The 15,496-nt window shown below is 71.8% G+C and carries 18 protein-coding genes; 13 read left to right on the top strand and 5 right to left on the bottom strand.

Features of this window, described 5'->3' with window-relative positions; genetic code table 11:
* Positions 1-35 precede the first annotated feature (35 nt).
* The 7 genes from OG871_RS17395 (at position 36) to OG871_RS17365 (ending at position 5,886) form a co-directional block, all read left to right on the top strand.
* The gene (locus OG871_RS17395; protein WP_371503340.1) at positions 36-680 is read left to right on the top strand and encodes a histidine phosphatase family protein; all 645 of its coding nucleotides are present in this window, start codon (positions 36-38) and stop codon (positions 678-680) included.
* Positions 681-821: 141 nt separating this feature from the next.
* Positions 822-1,418: a TlpA family protein disulfide reductase gene (locus OG871_RS17390; protein WP_371497714.1), complete on the top strand. Its 597-nt coding sequence runs from the start codon at positions 822-824 to the stop codon at positions 1,416-1,418.
* The gene (locus OG871_RS17385) at positions 1,415-2,191 is read left to right on the top strand and encodes a cytochrome c biogenesis CcdA family protein (RefSeq protein WP_371497713.1); all 777 of its coding nucleotides are present in this window, start codon (positions 1,415-1,417) and stop codon (positions 2,189-2,191) included. The genes OG871_RS17390 and OG871_RS17385 overlap by 4 nt, the downstream gene beginning before the upstream one ends.
* Before the next feature lie 2 nt (positions 2,192-2,193).
* On the top strand, positions 2,194-3,972 hold the full coding sequence (locus OG871_RS17380) for a cytochrome c biogenesis protein ResB (RefSeq protein WP_371497711.1): 1,779 nt from the start codon (positions 2,194-2,196) through the stop codon (positions 3,970-3,972).
* 66 nt (positions 3,973-4,038) lie between these two features.
* A complete protein-coding gene (gene ccsB, locus OG871_RS17375) occupies positions 4,039-5,109 on the top strand; it encodes a c-type cytochrome biogenesis protein CcsB (protein WP_371503339.1) in 1,071 nt (356 codons plus the stop codon).
* A gap of 62 nt (positions 5,110-5,171) precedes the next feature.
* On the top strand, positions 5,172-5,327 hold the full coding sequence (locus OG871_RS17370; protein ID WP_371497710.1) for a hypothetical protein: 156 nt from the start codon (positions 5,172-5,174) through the stop codon (positions 5,325-5,327).
* A 124-nt stretch (positions 5,328-5,451) separates the two neighbouring features.
* A complete protein-coding gene (locus OG871_RS17365) occupies positions 5,452-5,886 on the top strand; it encodes a hypothetical protein (protein WP_371497709.1) in 435 nt (144 codons plus the stop codon).
* Between the two features lie 27 nt (positions 5,887-5,913).
* Here the strand turns inward: OG871_RS17365 and OG871_RS17360 are convergent, their stop codons facing one another.
* The 3 genes from OG871_RS17360 to OG871_RS17350 form a co-directional block, all read right to left on the bottom strand.
* Positions 5,914-6,123 carry an acyl-CoA carboxylase subunit epsilon gene (locus OG871_RS17360; RefSeq protein WP_371497708.1) on the bottom strand — a complete coding sequence of 70 codons (210 nt, stop codon included), beginning with the start codon at positions 6,121-6,123 and terminating at the stop codon, positions 5,914-5,916.
* 55 nt (positions 6,124-6,178) lie between these two features.
* Positions 6,179-7,780: an acyl-CoA carboxylase subunit beta gene (locus tag OG871_RS17355; RefSeq protein WP_371497707.1), complete on the bottom strand. Its 1,602-nt coding sequence runs from the start codon at positions 7,778-7,780 to the stop codon at positions 6,179-6,181.
* 389 nt (positions 7,781-8,169) lie between these two features.
* A complete protein-coding gene (locus OG871_RS17350) occupies positions 8,170-8,583 on the bottom strand; it encodes a PLD nuclease N-terminal domain-containing protein (protein WP_371497706.1) in 414 nt (137 codons plus the stop codon).
* 99 nt (positions 8,584-8,682) lie between these two features.
* On the opposite strand from OG871_RS17350, the gene OG871_RS17345 reads away from it, so the two are divergent.
* The 3 genes from OG871_RS17345 (at position 8,683) to OG871_RS17335 (ending at position 11,583) form a co-directional block, all read left to right on the top strand.
* Positions 8,683-10,140 carry a menaquinone biosynthesis decarboxylase gene (locus tag OG871_RS17345; RefSeq protein ID WP_371497705.1) on the top strand — a complete coding sequence of 486 codons (1,458 nt, stop codon included), beginning with the start codon at positions 8,683-8,685 and terminating at the stop codon, positions 10,138-10,140.
* Complete coding sequence (mqnP, locus tag OG871_RS17340; protein ID WP_371497704.1) at positions 10,137-11,036, top strand: menaquinone biosynthesis prenyltransferase MqnP; 900 nt, start codon at positions 10,137-10,139, stop codon at positions 11,034-11,036. Before OG871_RS17345 ends, mqnP begins: the two co-directional genes overlap by 4 nt.
* Before the next feature lie 172 nt (positions 11,037-11,208).
* A complete protein-coding gene (locus OG871_RS17335; protein ID WP_371497703.1) occupies positions 11,209-11,583 on the top strand; it encodes a VOC family protein in 375 nt (124 codons plus the stop codon).
* 74 nt (positions 11,584-11,657) lie between these two features.
* Here the strand turns inward: OG871_RS17335 and OG871_RS17330 are convergent, their stop codons facing one another.
* The gene (locus OG871_RS17330) at positions 11,658-12,368 is read right to left on the bottom strand and encodes an MOSC domain-containing protein (protein WP_371497702.1); all 711 of its coding nucleotides are present in this window, start codon (positions 12,366-12,368) and stop codon (positions 11,658-11,660) included.
* 39 nt (positions 12,369-12,407) lie between these two features.
* On the bottom strand, positions 12,408-13,166 hold the full coding sequence (locus OG871_RS17325; protein ID WP_371497701.1) for a cyclase family protein: 759 nt from the start codon (positions 13,164-13,166) through the stop codon (positions 12,408-12,410).
* Between the two features lie 98 nt (positions 13,167-13,264).
* Here OG871_RS17325 and OG871_RS17320 point away from each other — a divergent pair, with 98 nt between their 5' ends.
* The 3 genes from OG871_RS17320 (at position 13,265) to OG871_RS17310 (ending at position 15,472) form a co-directional block, all read left to right on the top strand.
* On the top strand, positions 13,265-13,918 hold the full coding sequence (locus OG871_RS17320) for a UbiX family flavin prenyltransferase (RefSeq protein WP_371497700.1): 654 nt from the start codon (positions 13,265-13,267) through the stop codon (positions 13,916-13,918).
* Between the two features lie 120 nt (positions 13,919-14,038).
* Complete coding sequence (locus tag OG871_RS17315) at positions 14,039-14,503, top strand: Lrp/AsnC family transcriptional regulator (RefSeq protein ID WP_371497699.1); 465 nt, start codon at positions 14,039-14,041, stop codon at positions 14,501-14,503.
* 6 nt (positions 14,504-14,509) lie between these two features.
* Positions 14,510-15,472 (top strand): threonine/serine dehydratase, encoded by a 963-nt coding sequence (locus tag OG871_RS17310; RefSeq protein WP_371497698.1) that lies wholly within the window; start codon positions 14,510-14,512, stop codon positions 15,470-15,472.
* Positions 15,473-15,496: the final 24 nt, after the last annotated feature.

The raw sequence follows: 15,496 nt of genomic DNA, 5'->3' as shown, positions 1-15,496 counted from the left end.
CAGTGAGTGCCAAAGAGACCACCGTCGTCCACCTGATGCGGCACGGCGAGGTGCACAACCCGGAGGGCGTGCTGTACGGCCGCCTGCCGGGCTACCACCTGTCCGAGCTGGGCCGGCAGATGGCCGACCGGGTCGCCGAGCACCTGGCGGACCGGGACATCACGCATGTGGTGGCCTCCCCGCTGGAGCGGGCCCAGGAGACCGCCGCCCCGATCGCCAAGCTGCACGGCCTGGACGTGGCCGTCGACGGCGGGCTGATCGAGGCGGACAACATCTTCCAGGGCAAGACCTTCGGCGTCGGCGACGGTTCGCTGCGCAACCCGGCGTACTGGCGGTACCTGACCAACCCGTTCAAGCCGTCCTGGGGCGAGCCGTACATCGAGCAGGTGGTCCGGATGATGGGCGCCCTGGCCAAGGCCCGGGACGCCGCGCGCGGGCACGAGGCGGTCTGCGTCAGCCACCAGCTGCCGATCTGGATCGTCCGCTCCTTCGCGGAGCGCCGCCGGCTGTGGCACGACCCGCGCAACCGGCAGTGCTCACTGGCCTCGCTGACCAGCTTCACCTACGAGGACGACCGGATCGTCTCGATCGGCTACCGCGAGCCGGCCCGTGATCTGCTGCCGGCCCACCTGATCGGCAAGGGCGGCGACAAGCCGGTCGGGAAGAGCTTCGGGGCGTAGCTCACACCCGGCGGCCGAAACCCCGGCCGCTTTGACCGGATTAAGCGGATCATAAGTACAAGAACCGCAGGTCAAGGGGGGTCCGACACGTAACCTCGGGCCCCCCGAAACCTGCCCAAAGTCCCATGCGAAACTTTTCACATGTCTGGGACGCACCCCCGCCGCCTCCGCCTCGCCGCCACTGTCGGCGCGGCCGCCCTGCTCACCCTGGCCGGTTGCAGCTCCTCCGGGAGCGGCAGCGAGGCCCAGGCCGGATTCATCGCCGGCAAGGGCGGGATCGACACCGCCGAGATCAGCGTGCGCAACACCGCCCCGGAGATCTCCGGGGCGAGCCTGAGCGGCGGCGACGTGAAGCTGTCGGACTACCGCGGCAAGGTCGTGGTGCTCAACATCTGGGGCTCCTGGTGCGGCCCCTGCCGGGCCGAGGCGAAGAACCTCCAGGAGGTCTCCCAGGCCCACAAGGACGACGGCGTGCAGTTCCTGGGCATCAACACCCGGGACACCGACCCGGCCAACGCCGTCCGCTTCGAGCAGGAGAAGGGCATCACCTTCCCGAGCATCTTCGACCCGGCCGGCACCGAGATCCTCAAGTTCCCCAAGGGCACCCTCAACCCCTCGGCGATCCCGACCACCATCGTGATCGACCGCCAGGGCCGGCTGGCCGCCCGCTCGCTGCACCCGCTCTCCACCGAGGACCTCGAAGCGATGCTGAAGCCGGTCCTCGCGGAGCAGCAGTGAGCACCGGGCTGCTCGCCGCCGCCTACACCAACGAAACGGTCTCCAGCGGCGCCCTGCTGCTCGCCACCCCGATCGCCCTGGCGGCCGGGCTGGTCTCGTTCTTCTCCCCGTGCGTGCTGCCGCTGCTGCCCGGCTACCTGAGCTACGTCACCGGCTTCTCCGCCGCGGACCTGTCCGCGGCGAGGGGCGGCCGGCGCGGCCGGATGCTGCTCGGGGTCGGCCTGTTCGTGCTCGGCTTCAGCGCGGTGTTCATCTCGATGGGCGCGCTGTTCGGCCACTTCGGCCAGACCATGAAGGACCACCAGACGGTGATCCGGACGGTGCTCGGCGCGCTGACCATCCTGATGGGCCTGGCCTTCATGGGCCTGATGCCCGGCTTCGCCATGCGCGAGCTGCGGCTGCACCGCCGCCCGGCCGTCGGCCTGGCCGGCGCCCCGCTGCTGGGCGTGGTCTTCGGGCTGGGCTGGACGCCGTGCCTCGGCCCGACCCTCTCCTCGATCCAGGGGCTGGCCTTCAACGAGGCCAGCGCCGGGCGCGGAGCCTTCCTGACGGCGGTCTACTGCCTCGGGCTGGGCGTACCGTTCATCCTGGCCGCCCTGGCATTCCGCCGGACGCTGGGGGCGTTCGGCTGGGTCAAGAACCACTACCAGCTGGTCACCCGGATCGGCGGCGGCATGCTCGTCGCGGTCGGCGTCCTGCTGGTGACCGGCGTCTGGGACACCCTGGTGAACCAGCTCCAGTACGCGACCGCCGACTTCTCGATCGGAATCTGACCGTGAGCGACACCCGGACCGGGCCCCCCACGCCCGCCGACGAGACCGCCGAGCGGGACGCCGAGCGCCTCAGCAGCGCCCCGGCCGAGCCCGGCGACCCCGGCACCCCGGACGGCGGCCCGGCCGGCATCGGCGTGGTCGGCTGGGCGCGCTGGATGTGGCGCCAGCTGACCTCGATGCGGGTCGCGCTGGTCCTGCTGTTCATGCTGTCGCTGGCGGCCGTCCCCGGTTCGCTGATCCCGCAGAACAGCCAGAACGCCTTCAAGGTGCAGACCTGGAAGGCCGCGCACCAGGGCGTCGCCCCGCTGTACGAGAAGCTGCAGCTGTTCGACGTCTACAGCTCGGTCTGGTTCTCCTCGATCTACATCCTGCTGTTCGTCTCGCTGGCCGGCTGCATCGTGCCGCGCACCTGGCAGTTCGTCGGTGTGCTGCGTGCCGCGCCGCCGGCCGCGCCGCGCAACCTGACCCGGATGCCGGTGTACGCGGCCTGGCACACCGACGCCGACGCCAAGGCGGTCAACGCCGCCGCGCACCGGCTGCTGAAGCGGCGCCGCTTCCGGGTCCAGCTCGCGGGCGGCGCGGTCGCCTCCGAGAAGGGCTACCTGCGCGAGGTCGGCAACCTGCTGTTCCACTTCTCGCTGTTCGCGCTGCTGGCCGGTTTCGCCTGGGCCAGCCTGGCCAGCGGCCAGGGCGGCAAGCTGCTGGTCGAGGGCCAGGGTTACTCGAACACCACCACCCAGCTGGACGACTTCACCGGCTCGTACTACTACACCGTGGACGACCTGGATGCCTTCGGCTTCAAGCTGGACCGGTTCACCGCCCGCTACCAGACCAGCGGCGACCAGGTCGGCAGCGCGCGCGACTTCACCGCGCACATCCGGTACTGGAAGGGCACCGACAGCACCAGGCTGACCACCGGCACCATCGAGGTCAACCACCCGCTGGAGATCGGCGACAGCAAGGTCTTCCTGATCGGTCACGGCTACGCGCCGGTGGTGACGGTCCGCAACGCGAAGAACGAGATCGTCTACCGCGGGCCGACGCCGTTCCTGCCGCAGGACGCCAACAACACCTCCACCGGTGTGATCAAGGTCAGCGACTACGGCACCGGCCCGTCCGGCGGCAAGACCATGCTGGGCTTCAACGGCTACTTCCTGCCCACCGCCCCGGACAACTTCGAGAAGACCGGGCCGGTCTCGCTCTTCCCGGACGCCGCCGACCCGATGCTGGTGCTCACCGCCTACCAGGGCGACCTGGGGACGGACTCGGGCCTGCCGCAGAACGTGTACCAGCTGGACACCAAGCACATGACCCAGCTGCAGCAGGACGGCGACGTCGCCCGTGCCCGGCTGAAGCCCGGACAGGCCTGGGAGCTCCCGGACGGCTACGGCAGCGTCACCTTCGAGGGCTACCAGCAGTGGGCCAGCTTCAACATCTCGCACCGGCCCGGCAATGCGGTCGCGCTGACCGGCGCGGTCTGCGCGATCCTCGGCCTGGTCGGCTCGCTGTTCGTGCAGCGCCGCCGGATCTGGGTCCGCGCCACCGCCGGCCCGGACGGCCGCACCCTGGTCGAGGTGGCGGGCCTGGGCCGCAGCGAGTCCGCCCGGACGGCGGAGGAGCTGGCCGAGCTCGCCGTCGAGCTCCAGGGCAGCGCCCCTGCGCTCGACGACGGCGCCGATACCGATCACGACGACGACAGCCCGTCGGACCACCCTCCGGGCGGCCCGGCCGACGACACGGCACCCCCCGCAGCCCCTGCCGACCCGGACTCCAAGGAGTAGACGGTGCATCTCGCCTCGGTCGACCCCCAGCTGGCCGACCTCTCCAACAAGCTGATCTACTCGGCCATGGCCGTGTACATGCTGGCCATGTTCGCCCACATCTTCGAGTGGACCTTCGGCAGCAAGGGCGCGGTCGCGGTCCGCTCGGCCGAGCAGTCCAGCCTCGCCGAGACGGTCGCGGCCGCCGAGGAGGGCGCCAAGGGCGTCCGCAAGGTGACGGTCAAGGTCGCCACCGCGAGCGGCGGCACCGCCACCCTCACCCGCACCGCGCTGGCCGACGCCGGCGCGACGGTGGTCACCAGCGGGCGCGGCGACGACGAGGCACCGGACGGCCCCGGCGCGGCGGGCAGCAGCGAGAAGGGCGACCTGGCCGGCCGGATCGCGGTCTCACTGACCGTCCTCGGCGCCCTGATGCACGCGGGCGGGGTGCTCACCCGCGGGCTGTCGGTCATGCGCTGGCCGTGGGGCAACATGTACGAGTTCTCCTGCGCCTTCGCGCTCGCGATGGTGACGGCCTACCTCGTCCTGCTGGGCGCGAGGAAGAACGTCCGCTGGCTCGGCCTGCCGGTGATGGTCGCCGGGCTGCTGACCCTCGGTGTCGCGGTCACCGTGCTCTACACCGACTCCGAGCAGCTCGTCCCGGCCCTGCACTCGTACTGGCTCGCGATCCACGTCTCCACCGCGATCCTGTGCGGCGGCGCCTTCTACGCGGCCTTCGTGCCCACCCTGCTCTACCTGGGCAAGGACGCCTACGAGCGCCGCGCGGCGGCCGGCCTGCCCGGCGGCCCGCTGGGGATCCCGGCCTCGGTCTGGCAGCGGCTGCCCGCCGCCGCCACCCTGGACAAGCTGTCCTACCGGATCAACGCGATCGTCTTCCCGCTCTGGACCTTCACCATCATCGCGGGCGCGATCTGGGCCGAGGCGGCCTGGGGCAAGTACTGGGAGTGGGACCCGAAGGAGACCTGGTCCTTCATCACCTGGGTCGCCTACGCCGCCTACCTGCACGCCCGCGCGACCGCCGGCTGGCGCGGCCGCAAGGCCGCCTACCTGGCGCTGCTGGCCTTCGCCTGCTGGCTGTTCAACTACTACGGCGTCAACATCTTCGTCACCGGCAAGCACTCCTACGCCGGCGTCTGACCGAGTACCCGGGGGACCGCCATGACCGATCCGCAGCCGCCGCCGGCCGCGGCCTGCCCGCAGTGCGGGACGGCCGGGGCGCCGGAGCGCTGGGGGAGGGCTTCGCGGCCTCGCCGCCGGTACCGCTGGAGAGGCTCCCGCTGACGGTGGCGGGCCTGGCCGAACAGCCGCTCGGCGTGCCGACGGCACCGCGGACCTCGTCCGCGAACCAGCTCTGAGGGACCGTCACCTCAGTCGTTATCAGGACGTGCTCCGCCGCCCTGTTTGCCGCCCGCCCCCGGGTGGCAGACCGAGGCGGGGCGAGCACCGGATCGTTCGAGCAGCCGCGAGGAGGGCCGCGCCATGGAGAGCGACGAGGTCATGCTGACCGTACGGATCACCGCCGGGGAGAGAGCTCTGCTGCGCAGACTCGCGCAGGGGCACCGCAGCGACGTGTCCGAGGTGGTCGCGGACGGTCTGCTGGACGTCCTGCCGACCCTGCACTGCGCCGTCGACGCCCACCGGCTGCTGGCCGCGCTGACGTCCCCCGCGCCGTGCGCGCAGACGGTCTGGCTGCCGGCCGCGCTGGCCGACCTGCTGGTCCCGGCCGCGGCCCGGATCGCCCAGGTGACCGGCGTCCCGCTGGGTTCCCCGCCGCCGGCCTGGCGCCTGGGCGGAGCCCCGAGCGCGATGCTGGGCGCCGCCGTCCGGCTCTGGCTGACCCAGGACCCGCAGCGGCTCGCGGAGAACCTCAGCGTGATGCACGAAGGCCGCCCGACCGCCCTCGCGGCGGCCTGAGCGGCCCGTGCCTGCGTCGGTGGCCCGTCAGGCCGCCTGCTGCCAGCTGACGGGGGAGTAGTACGCCGGGCGGCGCTCCAGGCGCTGCCAGTTGGCGATCGGCTCGACGGCGCGCGCGGCCGCCGACTGCTGGGCGACGGCCGCGCGCGCCATCAGCACGGCGGTCAGCGCGGCCAGTTCCTCGTCCGACAGTGAGCCGCGGACGATGCGGACAAGCGGTTCGGCAGAGTTGCTCATGGTCCTGTTTCTTCCCCGGTTCGAAGTCTGACGGACGGTGACGGTGGTCGATCCGTCACATCGGCGGGTTGCCGTGCTTGCGGCTGGGCAGGTCGGCGTGCTTGGTGCGGAGCATGGCGAGCGAGGAGGCGAGCACGGCGCGGGTCTCGGCCGGGTCGATGACGTCGTCCACGAGGCCGCGTTCGGCCGCGTAGTACGGGTGCATCAGCTCGCTCTTGTACTCCTTGATCTTCTGGGCGCGCATCGCGTCGGGGTCCTCGGCGCCGTTGATGTCACGGCGGAAGATGACGTTGGCCGCGCCCTCGGCGCCCATCACGGCGATCTCGTTGGTCGGCCAGGCGAACGACAGGTCCGCGCCGATCGACCGCGAGTCCATCACGATGTACGCGCCGCCGTAGGCCTTGCGCAGGATCAGCTGGATCCGCGGGACGGTGGCGTTGCAGTACGCGTAGAGCAGCTTCGCGCCGTGCCGGATGATCCCGTCGTGCTCCTGGTCGACACCCGGCAGGAAGCCGGGCACGTCCAGCATGGTGATCAGCGGGATGTTGAACGCGTCGCACATCTGCACGAACCGCGCGGACTTCTCACTCGCGTGGATGTCCAGCACACCCGCCAGCGACTGCGGCTGGTTGGCGATGATGCCCACCACGTGACCGTCGATCCGCGCCAGCGCGCACAGCACGTTGGTGGCCCACCGCTCGTGGACCTCCAGGTACTCGCCGTGGTCGACGATCTCCTCGATCACCTTGCGCATGTCGTACGGACGGTTCCCGTCCGCCGGCACCAGGTCCAGCAGCGAGTCGTTGCGCCGCTCCACCGGGTCGTCGTTCGGCTGCGCCGGCGGCATCTCGCGGTTGTTCTGCGGCAGCAGCGACAGCAGGAAGCGGACCTCCTCGATGCACGACTGCTCGTCGTCGTAGACGAAGTGCGAGACACCCGAGACGGTGGAGTGCACGTCCGCGCCGCCCAGACCGTTCTGGGAGATCTTCTCGCCGGTCACCGCCTGCACCACGTCCGGGCCGGTGATGAACATCTGCGAGGTCTCACGGACCATGAACACGAAGTCCGTCAGCGCCGGCGAGTACGCCGCGCCACCCGCGCACGGGCCGAGCATCACCGAGATCTGCGGGATCACCCCGGAGGCCCGGGTGTTGCGCTGGAAGATGCCGCCGTACCCGGCCAGGGCGGTGACACCCTCCTGGATGCGGGCGCCGGCACCGTCGTTCAGCGACACCAGCGGCGCACCCGCCGCGATGGCCATGTCCATGATCTTGTGGATCTTCTGCGCGTGCGCCTCGCCCAGCGCGCCGCCGAAGATCCGGAAGTCGTGCGCGTAGGTGAAGACCGTCCGCCCGTGGACGGTGCCCCAGCCGACGATCACCCCGTCGGTGTGCGGCTTCTTCGCCTCCAGGCCGAAACCCTGCGCCCGGTGCCGACGGAACGGCTCCACCTCGCGGAACGAACCCTCGTCCAGCAGCAGAGCGATCCGCTCACGCGCCGTCAGCTTGCCCTTGGCGTGCTGCGCCTCGGTGGCCTTCTCGCTGGGGCCCCGGCGGACCTGCTCCCGGAGCTCGTGCAGCTCGGCCACCCGCCCGCGCGCGTCGGCCGGGATCCCGGGGACCTCGTCGCCGATCGGCGCCTCGTGCAGAACCGTCATCTCGAAACCACTCCAAGTCGCGGGAACTGTCCGACAGCCGGACCTGCTGTGGGCGGCTGCTGCTGCGAACACTTCTTCACTTACGACAGTACGAGGCGGAGCGGTCGCGTTTCGGCGTCGATTCCGTACAAGGTCGAGAGCCATTAGATGTACAGGCTGAACAGAACGGGGATCCGCGGCCCGGCTGCGGGCCGATGGCCCGCACCGGCGCCCGGGCCCGCCCCCGAGGGGCGCCGTGGAGGGTGAATGTGCTGGTCAGCGGCCCAGCCGGTCCGGCCGGCGAGCGCCCGGCCCCCGGCCGGGAACGGGGGAGCCGGGGTGACGGTACCGCCCGCCGACGGGACGGCAAGCGGAGGATGTCTCGTAGGGAAGCGCCAAAATTACCCGGTTCAGGCCTTCGGACCCTGGTCGGGTTCGTCCTTGCCGCGCAGGTCCTCCTCGCGTCGGCGCAGGTCGGCCTCCCACTGCTTGAGCATGTCCTCGTGCCGCTGGTTGTCCTTCTTCAGCGAGGCCAGGAACTCCGGGTCGTCGTCCGGCGCGAGCTGCCGGCCGGCCGGCCGCTCGTACTCGGGGTAGCCCGCGGTCGGCCCGGACGGCCACGGCACCGCGCGGGAGCGGGCCGAACGGCGGTCCTTGCCCACCACCAGCCAGGCGATCGAGCCGACCAGCGGGAAGAGCAGCACGATGATCACCCACACGACCTTCGGGAGGTAGCGGACCTCGTCCTCCGGTGTGGTCAGGCAGTCGATGAAGGCCCACACCCAGAAGGCGAGTGCGAGCAGGAAGGGCAGGTTCCTCAGCACGGCGGTGATCTCCCCCGGAAGACTCGGCAGACGGGTCCGGACGCGTGAACCGGACCCTCTTGGCGGGGCCAGGTTAGTCCGTACCGGATACTGGCACGCATGGCATACGACGATCTCCGTTCGTTTCTGAGGGCCTTGGAGCGAGAGGGCGACCTCAAGCGGATCAAGGTAGAGGTGGACCCGTACCTGGAGGTCGGGGAGATCGTCGACCGGGTGCAGAAGGCCAAGGGCCCGGCCCTGCTGTTCGAGAACGTCAAGGGCTCCACGATGCCGCTGGCGATGAACGTCTTCGGCACCGAACGGCGGCTCGCCAAGGCGCTCGGCCTCAAGTCCCCGGACGACATCTCCCACAAGATCGCAGGCCTGCTCAAGCCCGAGCTGCCGAACGGCTTCACCGGCGTCCGGGAGGCCTTCGGCAAGCTGGCCTCGATGACGCACGTGCCGCCGAAGAAGGTGAAGTCCGGCGAGGCCCCCGTCCAGGAGGTCGTGCTCACCGGCGACGACGTCAACCTGGACGACCTGCCGGCCCTGTTCACCTGGCCGCAGGACGGCGGCTCCTTCTTCAACCTGGGCCTGACCCACACCAAGGACCCGGACACCGGCGTCCGCAACCTCGGTCTCTACCGCCTGCAGCGGCACGACCGGCGCACCATCGGCATGCACTGGCAGATCCACAAGGACAGCCGCAACCACGCCGCGGTCGCCGCCAGGCGCGGCGAGCGGCTGCCGGTCGCGATCGCCTTCGGCTGCCCGCCCGCCGTCACCTACGCGGCCACCGCGCCGCTGCCCGGGGACATCGACGAGTACCTGTTCGCCGGTTTCGTGGCCGGCTACCGGACCAGGATGGTCGACTGCAAGACCGTCCCGCTGCAGGTGCCCGCCGACGCCGAGGTGGTCCTGGAGGGCTGGCTGGAGCCCGACAAGCTGCTGCCCGAGGGCCCGTTCGGCGACCACACCGGCTTCTACACCCCGCAGGAGCCGTTCCCGGCGCTCACCATCGACTGCGTGACGATGCGGCGGCGCCCGCTGCTCCAGTCGATCGTGGTCGGCCGCCCGCCGACCGAGGACGGGCCGCTGGGCAAGTTCACCGAGCGGTTCTTCGTGCCGCTGCTGAAGGTGATCATCCCGGACATCGTCGACTACGACCTGCCCGAGGCCGGCGGCTTCCACAACTGCGTGATCGTCTCGATCGACAAGAAGTACCCCAAGCACGCCCAGAAGGTCATGCACGCCATCTGGGGCGCCCACATGATGTCGCTGACCAAGCTGATCATCGTGGTGGACTCCGACTGCGACGTGCACGACTACCACGAGGTCGCCTGGCGGGCGCTCGGCAACGTCGACTACAGCCGCGACCTCTCCGTCGTCGAGGGCCCGGTCGACCACCTGGACCACGCCTCGTACCAGCAGTTCTGGGGCGGCAAGGCCGGCATCGACGCCACCCGCAAGCTGCCCGAGGAGGGCTACACCCGGGACGGCGGCTGGCCCGAGATGGTCACCTCCGACCCGGACACCGCCGAGCGCGTGACCCGCCGCTGGAAGGAGTACGGGCTGTGACCACCGCCGCCTTCGAAGCCCCTCCGAACAAGGCCAAGGCCTTCCTGCGCCTGGTGATGATCGAGCACTCGGTCTTCGCCCTCCCGTTCGCCTACACCGCCGCGCTGACGGCGATGTTCGTGAAGTACGGCGAGGTGCGCTGGGGCGTTCTGCTGCTGGTCACCGTCTGCATGGTCGGCCTGCGGACCTTCGCGATGGCCGCCAACCGGATCATCGATCGGGAGATCGACTCCCGGAACCCGCGCACCGCCGGCCGCGAGCTGGTCACCGGCGCGGTCTCGATGCGGACGGCGTACACCGGCTCGGCGATCGCGCTGGTGGTCTTCCTCGGCGCCGCCGCGCTGCTCAATCCGCTCTGCCTGGTGCTGGCACCGCTCGCCGTGGTGCCGATGGTGGTCTACCCGTACGGCAAGCGGTTCACCGACTTCCCGCACGCCATCCTCGGCCTGGCCCAGGCGATGGGGCCGATCGGCGCCTGGCTGGCCGTCACCGGCTCCTGGTCCTGGGACGCCGTGGTGCTCGGCCTCGCGGTCGGCGTCTGGATCGGCGGCTTCGACCTGATCTTCGGCTGCCAGGACGTCGCCGCGGACCGCGCCGAGGGCGTCCGCTCGGTGCCCGCCCGCTTCGGCATCCCGGCGGCCCTGTACGGCGCCCGCGCCTGTCACGTCGTCACCACCGGCCTGCTGGTCTGGTACGGCCTGCTCACCGGCGTCGGCCCGGCCTTCTGGGTCGGCCTGGCCGTCGTCGCCGGCGCCTTCGTCTACGAGCACTCCATCGTCAAGCCCGGCGACCTGTCCCGCCTCAACCGGGCCTTCTTCACCACCAACGGCTTCGTCGGCATCTCGCTGTTCGCCTTCGCCCTGGTGGACCTGGTCATCCGGGGCCTGGGTCTCTGACCACCCCGTGCAGCGGCGGTCCCGGCCCGCACCCGTGGGCCGGGACAGGGGGCGAACCCCGCCCCGGTGGACACACGCGGGTGGTGGTCCGGCCGCATCGGGCCGGTGCGGGGGATCATGGGGCCGGGGTCCGGTGTCCGGGCCCGTCCCCGGTCGCAGAGAGGTGGACCCGATGATCGGCAAGCTGCAGTGCGTGGTGCTGGACTGTCACTACCCGGCGGGGCTGGCGCACTTCTACGCCGAGCTGCTGGGCGGCGAGGTGGACCGTCCGGATCCGCGCTGGTCGCTGGACGAGGAGTGGTCGACCGTCCACGTGCCCGGCGGGATGGTGCTGGCGTTCCAGCGGGTGGAGGACTTCCGGCCGCCGAACTGGCCGGACCCGGCGCACCCGCAGCAGCTGCACCTGGACATCGAGGTCGAGGACCTGGACGAGGGCGAGGCGACGGTGCTGGCGCTCGGCGGGGTGCTCAAGCTCGGTGAGCCGTCCTGGCGGGTCTACACGGACCCGGCGGGGCATCCGTTCTGCCTGGTCCGGCACGGGGCCTGAGCTCGGGCCCGGGCTCGCTCCGGGTTCGATCCGGGGATCCGGCGCGGGCCGGCGCAGCAGCCGCCGGAGCGGGCTCAGGCCAGGGCGAGGGTGTCGCCGACCCGGATCCGGCCCGGCCGGGCGACGGTGGCCAGTGCGTCCAGCCGGGTGTCGTGCTCCTGGGCGACCGCCTTGAGGATCTCCGGGGCGTGCGGCAGGCCGGGCTGGGCCGTCCCGGTCATGGCGCACCGCTCGCTGGAGCGGACGAAGTCCAGCCGGACGCCGCCGCGCACCCGGCCCTGGCGGCCGAACCAGCTGTCCTCGACGAAGGCGGGGGTGCCGGGAGGCGTGCGCAGCAGGACGTTGGGGCGAAACCGCCGCTCGTCCACGACGGCCGAGGGCACGGCCGCGCGGACCCAGTCCAGGGTGGCGGTGGTGAGGACGCTGACCGGCAGTTGGTCGAAGTGCGAGACGGCGTCCTCGCGGGCCAGCTCGACGTCCTCGCGTTCCAGGTAGGCGCGCAGGAAGGCGTTCGGGTCGGCGATCGGGCTGCCGAGCGGGTCGAGCAGTTCGGGGGCGTCGATCCGGCTGCCGAGCCGGGAGCCGAGCCGCAGCAGCCCGTCCATCCGGCGGAACCGCCGGGTGTTCTTGCCCGAGCCGAGCTTCCCGGAGCCGTCCCGGACGGCGTAGAGGCGGTCCCCGGCGAGGCCGCGTCCGTCGACCTCGACGGCGTCGAGCAGTTCGCCGCAGGTGGACTTCACCGGGTACCGCCAGAGCCGCTCCACGACTCCGATGATCTCTGCCATGGCGCGAGCCTAGCGGCGCCACCCTAGGATGGTCTAGACCTATGGGTCGAGCGGGGCGGGGCCCAGCCGGGCCACCGCGCGGACCGGGGCGCCGTCGGCGGCCACCAGCCGCAGCGGGAAGAGCGAGACCTCCACCGGCCGGCCGGCGGACTGGGCGATCAGCAGCGGGGTCAGGTCGGTCAGGTTCTCCGCGATCACCGCGCCGCCGTCCGGCCCGAGCAGGATCCGGTGGGCCGCCAGGGTCGGCTCGTCCGGCGCCGGGTCGTGCTCGTCCGTCAACTGCGCCAGCAGCGCGGCCACCTCCGGGTCGGCCGGCCCCGGGTCCGGCGTCGGGTCGACGGACAGCGCGTCCACCCCCACCGTGCGGATGCCGGCGGCGACGATCGCCTCGGCGGCCCCCGCGCTCAGGTACGGGTGCGCCAGGTACAGATCGGTGCCCCAGTGCCGGGGCCAGCCGGTCGCCAGCAGCAGCACCGAACCCGGGACGGCCGCGGCCAGCGCCGGCGCCAGCCGCTCCGCCGTCACCGCCGCCCGCGGCGCCAGCCCCCGCAGGTCGGCGACCACCGCCGGGCCGGTGAACAGCTCCAGCGGCAGCCCGTCCAGGGTCGGCCAGGTCACGTCCACGTGGTACGGCGCGTCCACGTGCGTCCCCGACTGCGAACCCAGGTGCAGGCCGAGCACGTTGACCCCGGCGGTCACCGAGGTGAGCGCGGGCCGCAGCACCACCTCCGGGTCGCCCGGATAGACGGGCATCCCCGTGGTGACCGGATGCGTGAGATCGATCAGCGTCGACGCCATGGTCCCATCCTCCCCCGCCGCAGCCGTCCCAGGAACACCCGCCCGCCCCCGGGGCGCGGGTGCCGTCGGCGAACGCGGCGCCGTCTAGGGTGCGGGGTATGAGTGATCAGCAGGTGCGGCAGCCGTGGGTGGTCGGCGTCTCGGGGGCCTCGGGCACCCCGTACGCGGCGTCGGTGATCCGGGGGCTGCTGGCCGCCGGCGAGGCGGTCGACCTGGTGGTCAGCCGCGCCGCGCGTCTGACGATCCTGGACGAGACCGGCATCTCCTTCCGCGACGCGCACTGGCGCGAGGACCTCGCCGAGTGGACCGGCGTCGACGCCCTGGACGGCGTCCGTTACTGGGCGGCCGGGGACTTCGCGGCAGGCCCGTCCAGCGGCTCGTACCCGGCCAAGGGCATGCTGGTCGTCCCCGCGACCACCGGCGCGGTGGCCGGCATCGCGCTCGGCCTGTCCAAGGACCTGCTCCAGCGCGCGGCGAGCGTGACCCTCAAGGAGCGCCGGCCGCTGGTGGTGTGCGTCCGCGAGACCCCCCTCAACGGGGTGACGCTGCGCCACCTGGTCGAGCTGGACGCCCAGGGCGCGGTGGTGCTCCCGGCCTCGCCGGGCTTCTACGCGGGCGGCTCCACCGCCCGTGAGCTGGTCGACTTCGTGGCCGGCCGGGTGCTCGACGCGGTGGGTGTGCGGCACACGCTGTACCGCCGCTGGGAGGGCGAACTGGGCGGGGCGGTGAAGGCCCCGGGCCGGGCTGAGTGAGCGGCCGGTGAACGGGAGAGTATGTTCTTTGCGATATCCGGGTCGATCCGCGTGTAGCGCCTTTGATTTCGGATAATGATCAGTGGGTCTGGAGAGGTTCGGAAGGACGCGGGCAGGCATATGGACTCAGTGGACAGACAGCTCATCCAGGCGCTCCGGGAGAACGGTCGCGCGTCGTACGCCGAGTTGGGCCGGTTGGTCGGCCTGTCGGGCCCCAGCGTGACCGACCGGATCAACCGGCTGGAGCAGGCGGGCGTCATCACCGGCTACCGGGCGACCGTCAACCCGGCCTCGCTCGGCTACGGCGTGACCGCCCTGATCGGTCTTCAACTGACCGACGCCGCCGACCACGAGGACGTGGCGCACCGGCTCAAGGACCTCCCCGAGGTGGAGGACTGCTGGTTCATCGCGGGCGACGACTCCTACATGCTCAAGGTCCGGGTCCCGGACGTCGAGGGCCTGGAGTCGGTGGTCAAGCGGATCTCCGGTACGAAGGGTGTGGCCCGGACCAGGACCACGGTGGTGCTCTCCACCAAGTGGGAGAACCGGGTGAGTGAACTGCCGTTGACCGATCTGGGGGAGTGAGCAGGGATGTCGCTGGTCGGACTGGAGGAGCTGCGCGCCGCGCAGCAGCGGATCGCCGGGGTCGCGGTACGCACCCCGCTGCTGCCGTGCCCGTGGGCGGCGGAGGGTACCCGGGCGCTCTGGCTGAAGCCGGAGAGCCTCCAGCCCACCGGGGCGTTCAAGATCCGCGGTGCCTACAACCGCCTCGCCGCGCTGAGCGGGTCGGACCGGGCCCGCGGGGTGGTCGCCCAGTCCAGCGGCAACCACGCCCAGGCGGTCGCGTACGCGGCCCGGCTGCTCGGCATCAAGGCCGTGATCGTGATGCCGGACACCTCGCCGGCGGTCAAGGTCGAGAACACCCGCTCGTTCGGCGCCGAGGTGGTGCTGGTCGCGCCGGACGACCGGGACACCCTGCCCGCCGAACTGGTCGCCGAGCACGGCTACGTCTGGGTGCCGCCCTACGACGACCCGTACGTCATCGCGGGTCAGGGCACGGTCGGCCTGGAGATCGCCGAGGACGCCCCCGACGAGCTGGACACGGTACTGGTGCCGGTCAGCGGCGGCGGCCTGATCTCCGGGACGGCGGCCGCCCTCAAGCTGGCCTGCCCGGGCGTCCGGGTGATCGGCGTCGAGCCCGAGCTGGCCGCCGACGCGCAGCAGAGCCTGCGCACCGGCCGGCACGCCGTGTGGCCGGTCGCCGACACCTACCGGACGATCGCGGACGGCCTGCGCACGCCCTCGGTCGGCGTCCTGCCGTTCGAACACCTGCAGGCTTACGTGGACGACATCGTGACGGTCAGCGAGGCGGAGATCCGGGACACGGTCGCCCTGCTGGCCCGTCGCGGCCGGCTGGTCGCCGAGCCCTCGGGCGCGGTCGCTCCGGCGGCCTACTTCCACCGCGCGGACCAGCTGGAGGGCCGGGTCTTCGCCGCCGTCCTGAGCGGCGGCAACCTCGAACCGGCGCTCCTCGCCGAACTCCTCGGCACCTGACGCGCCCCTGCGGTCGCCCCCGGG

This window comes from Kitasatospora sp. NBC_00374 (genome assembly GCF_041434935.1).
Classification (GTDB): Bacteria; Actinomycetota; Actinomycetes; order Streptomycetales; family Streptomycetaceae; genus Kitasatospora.
This window is presented reverse-complemented; position numbering and strand designations above follow the sequence as displayed.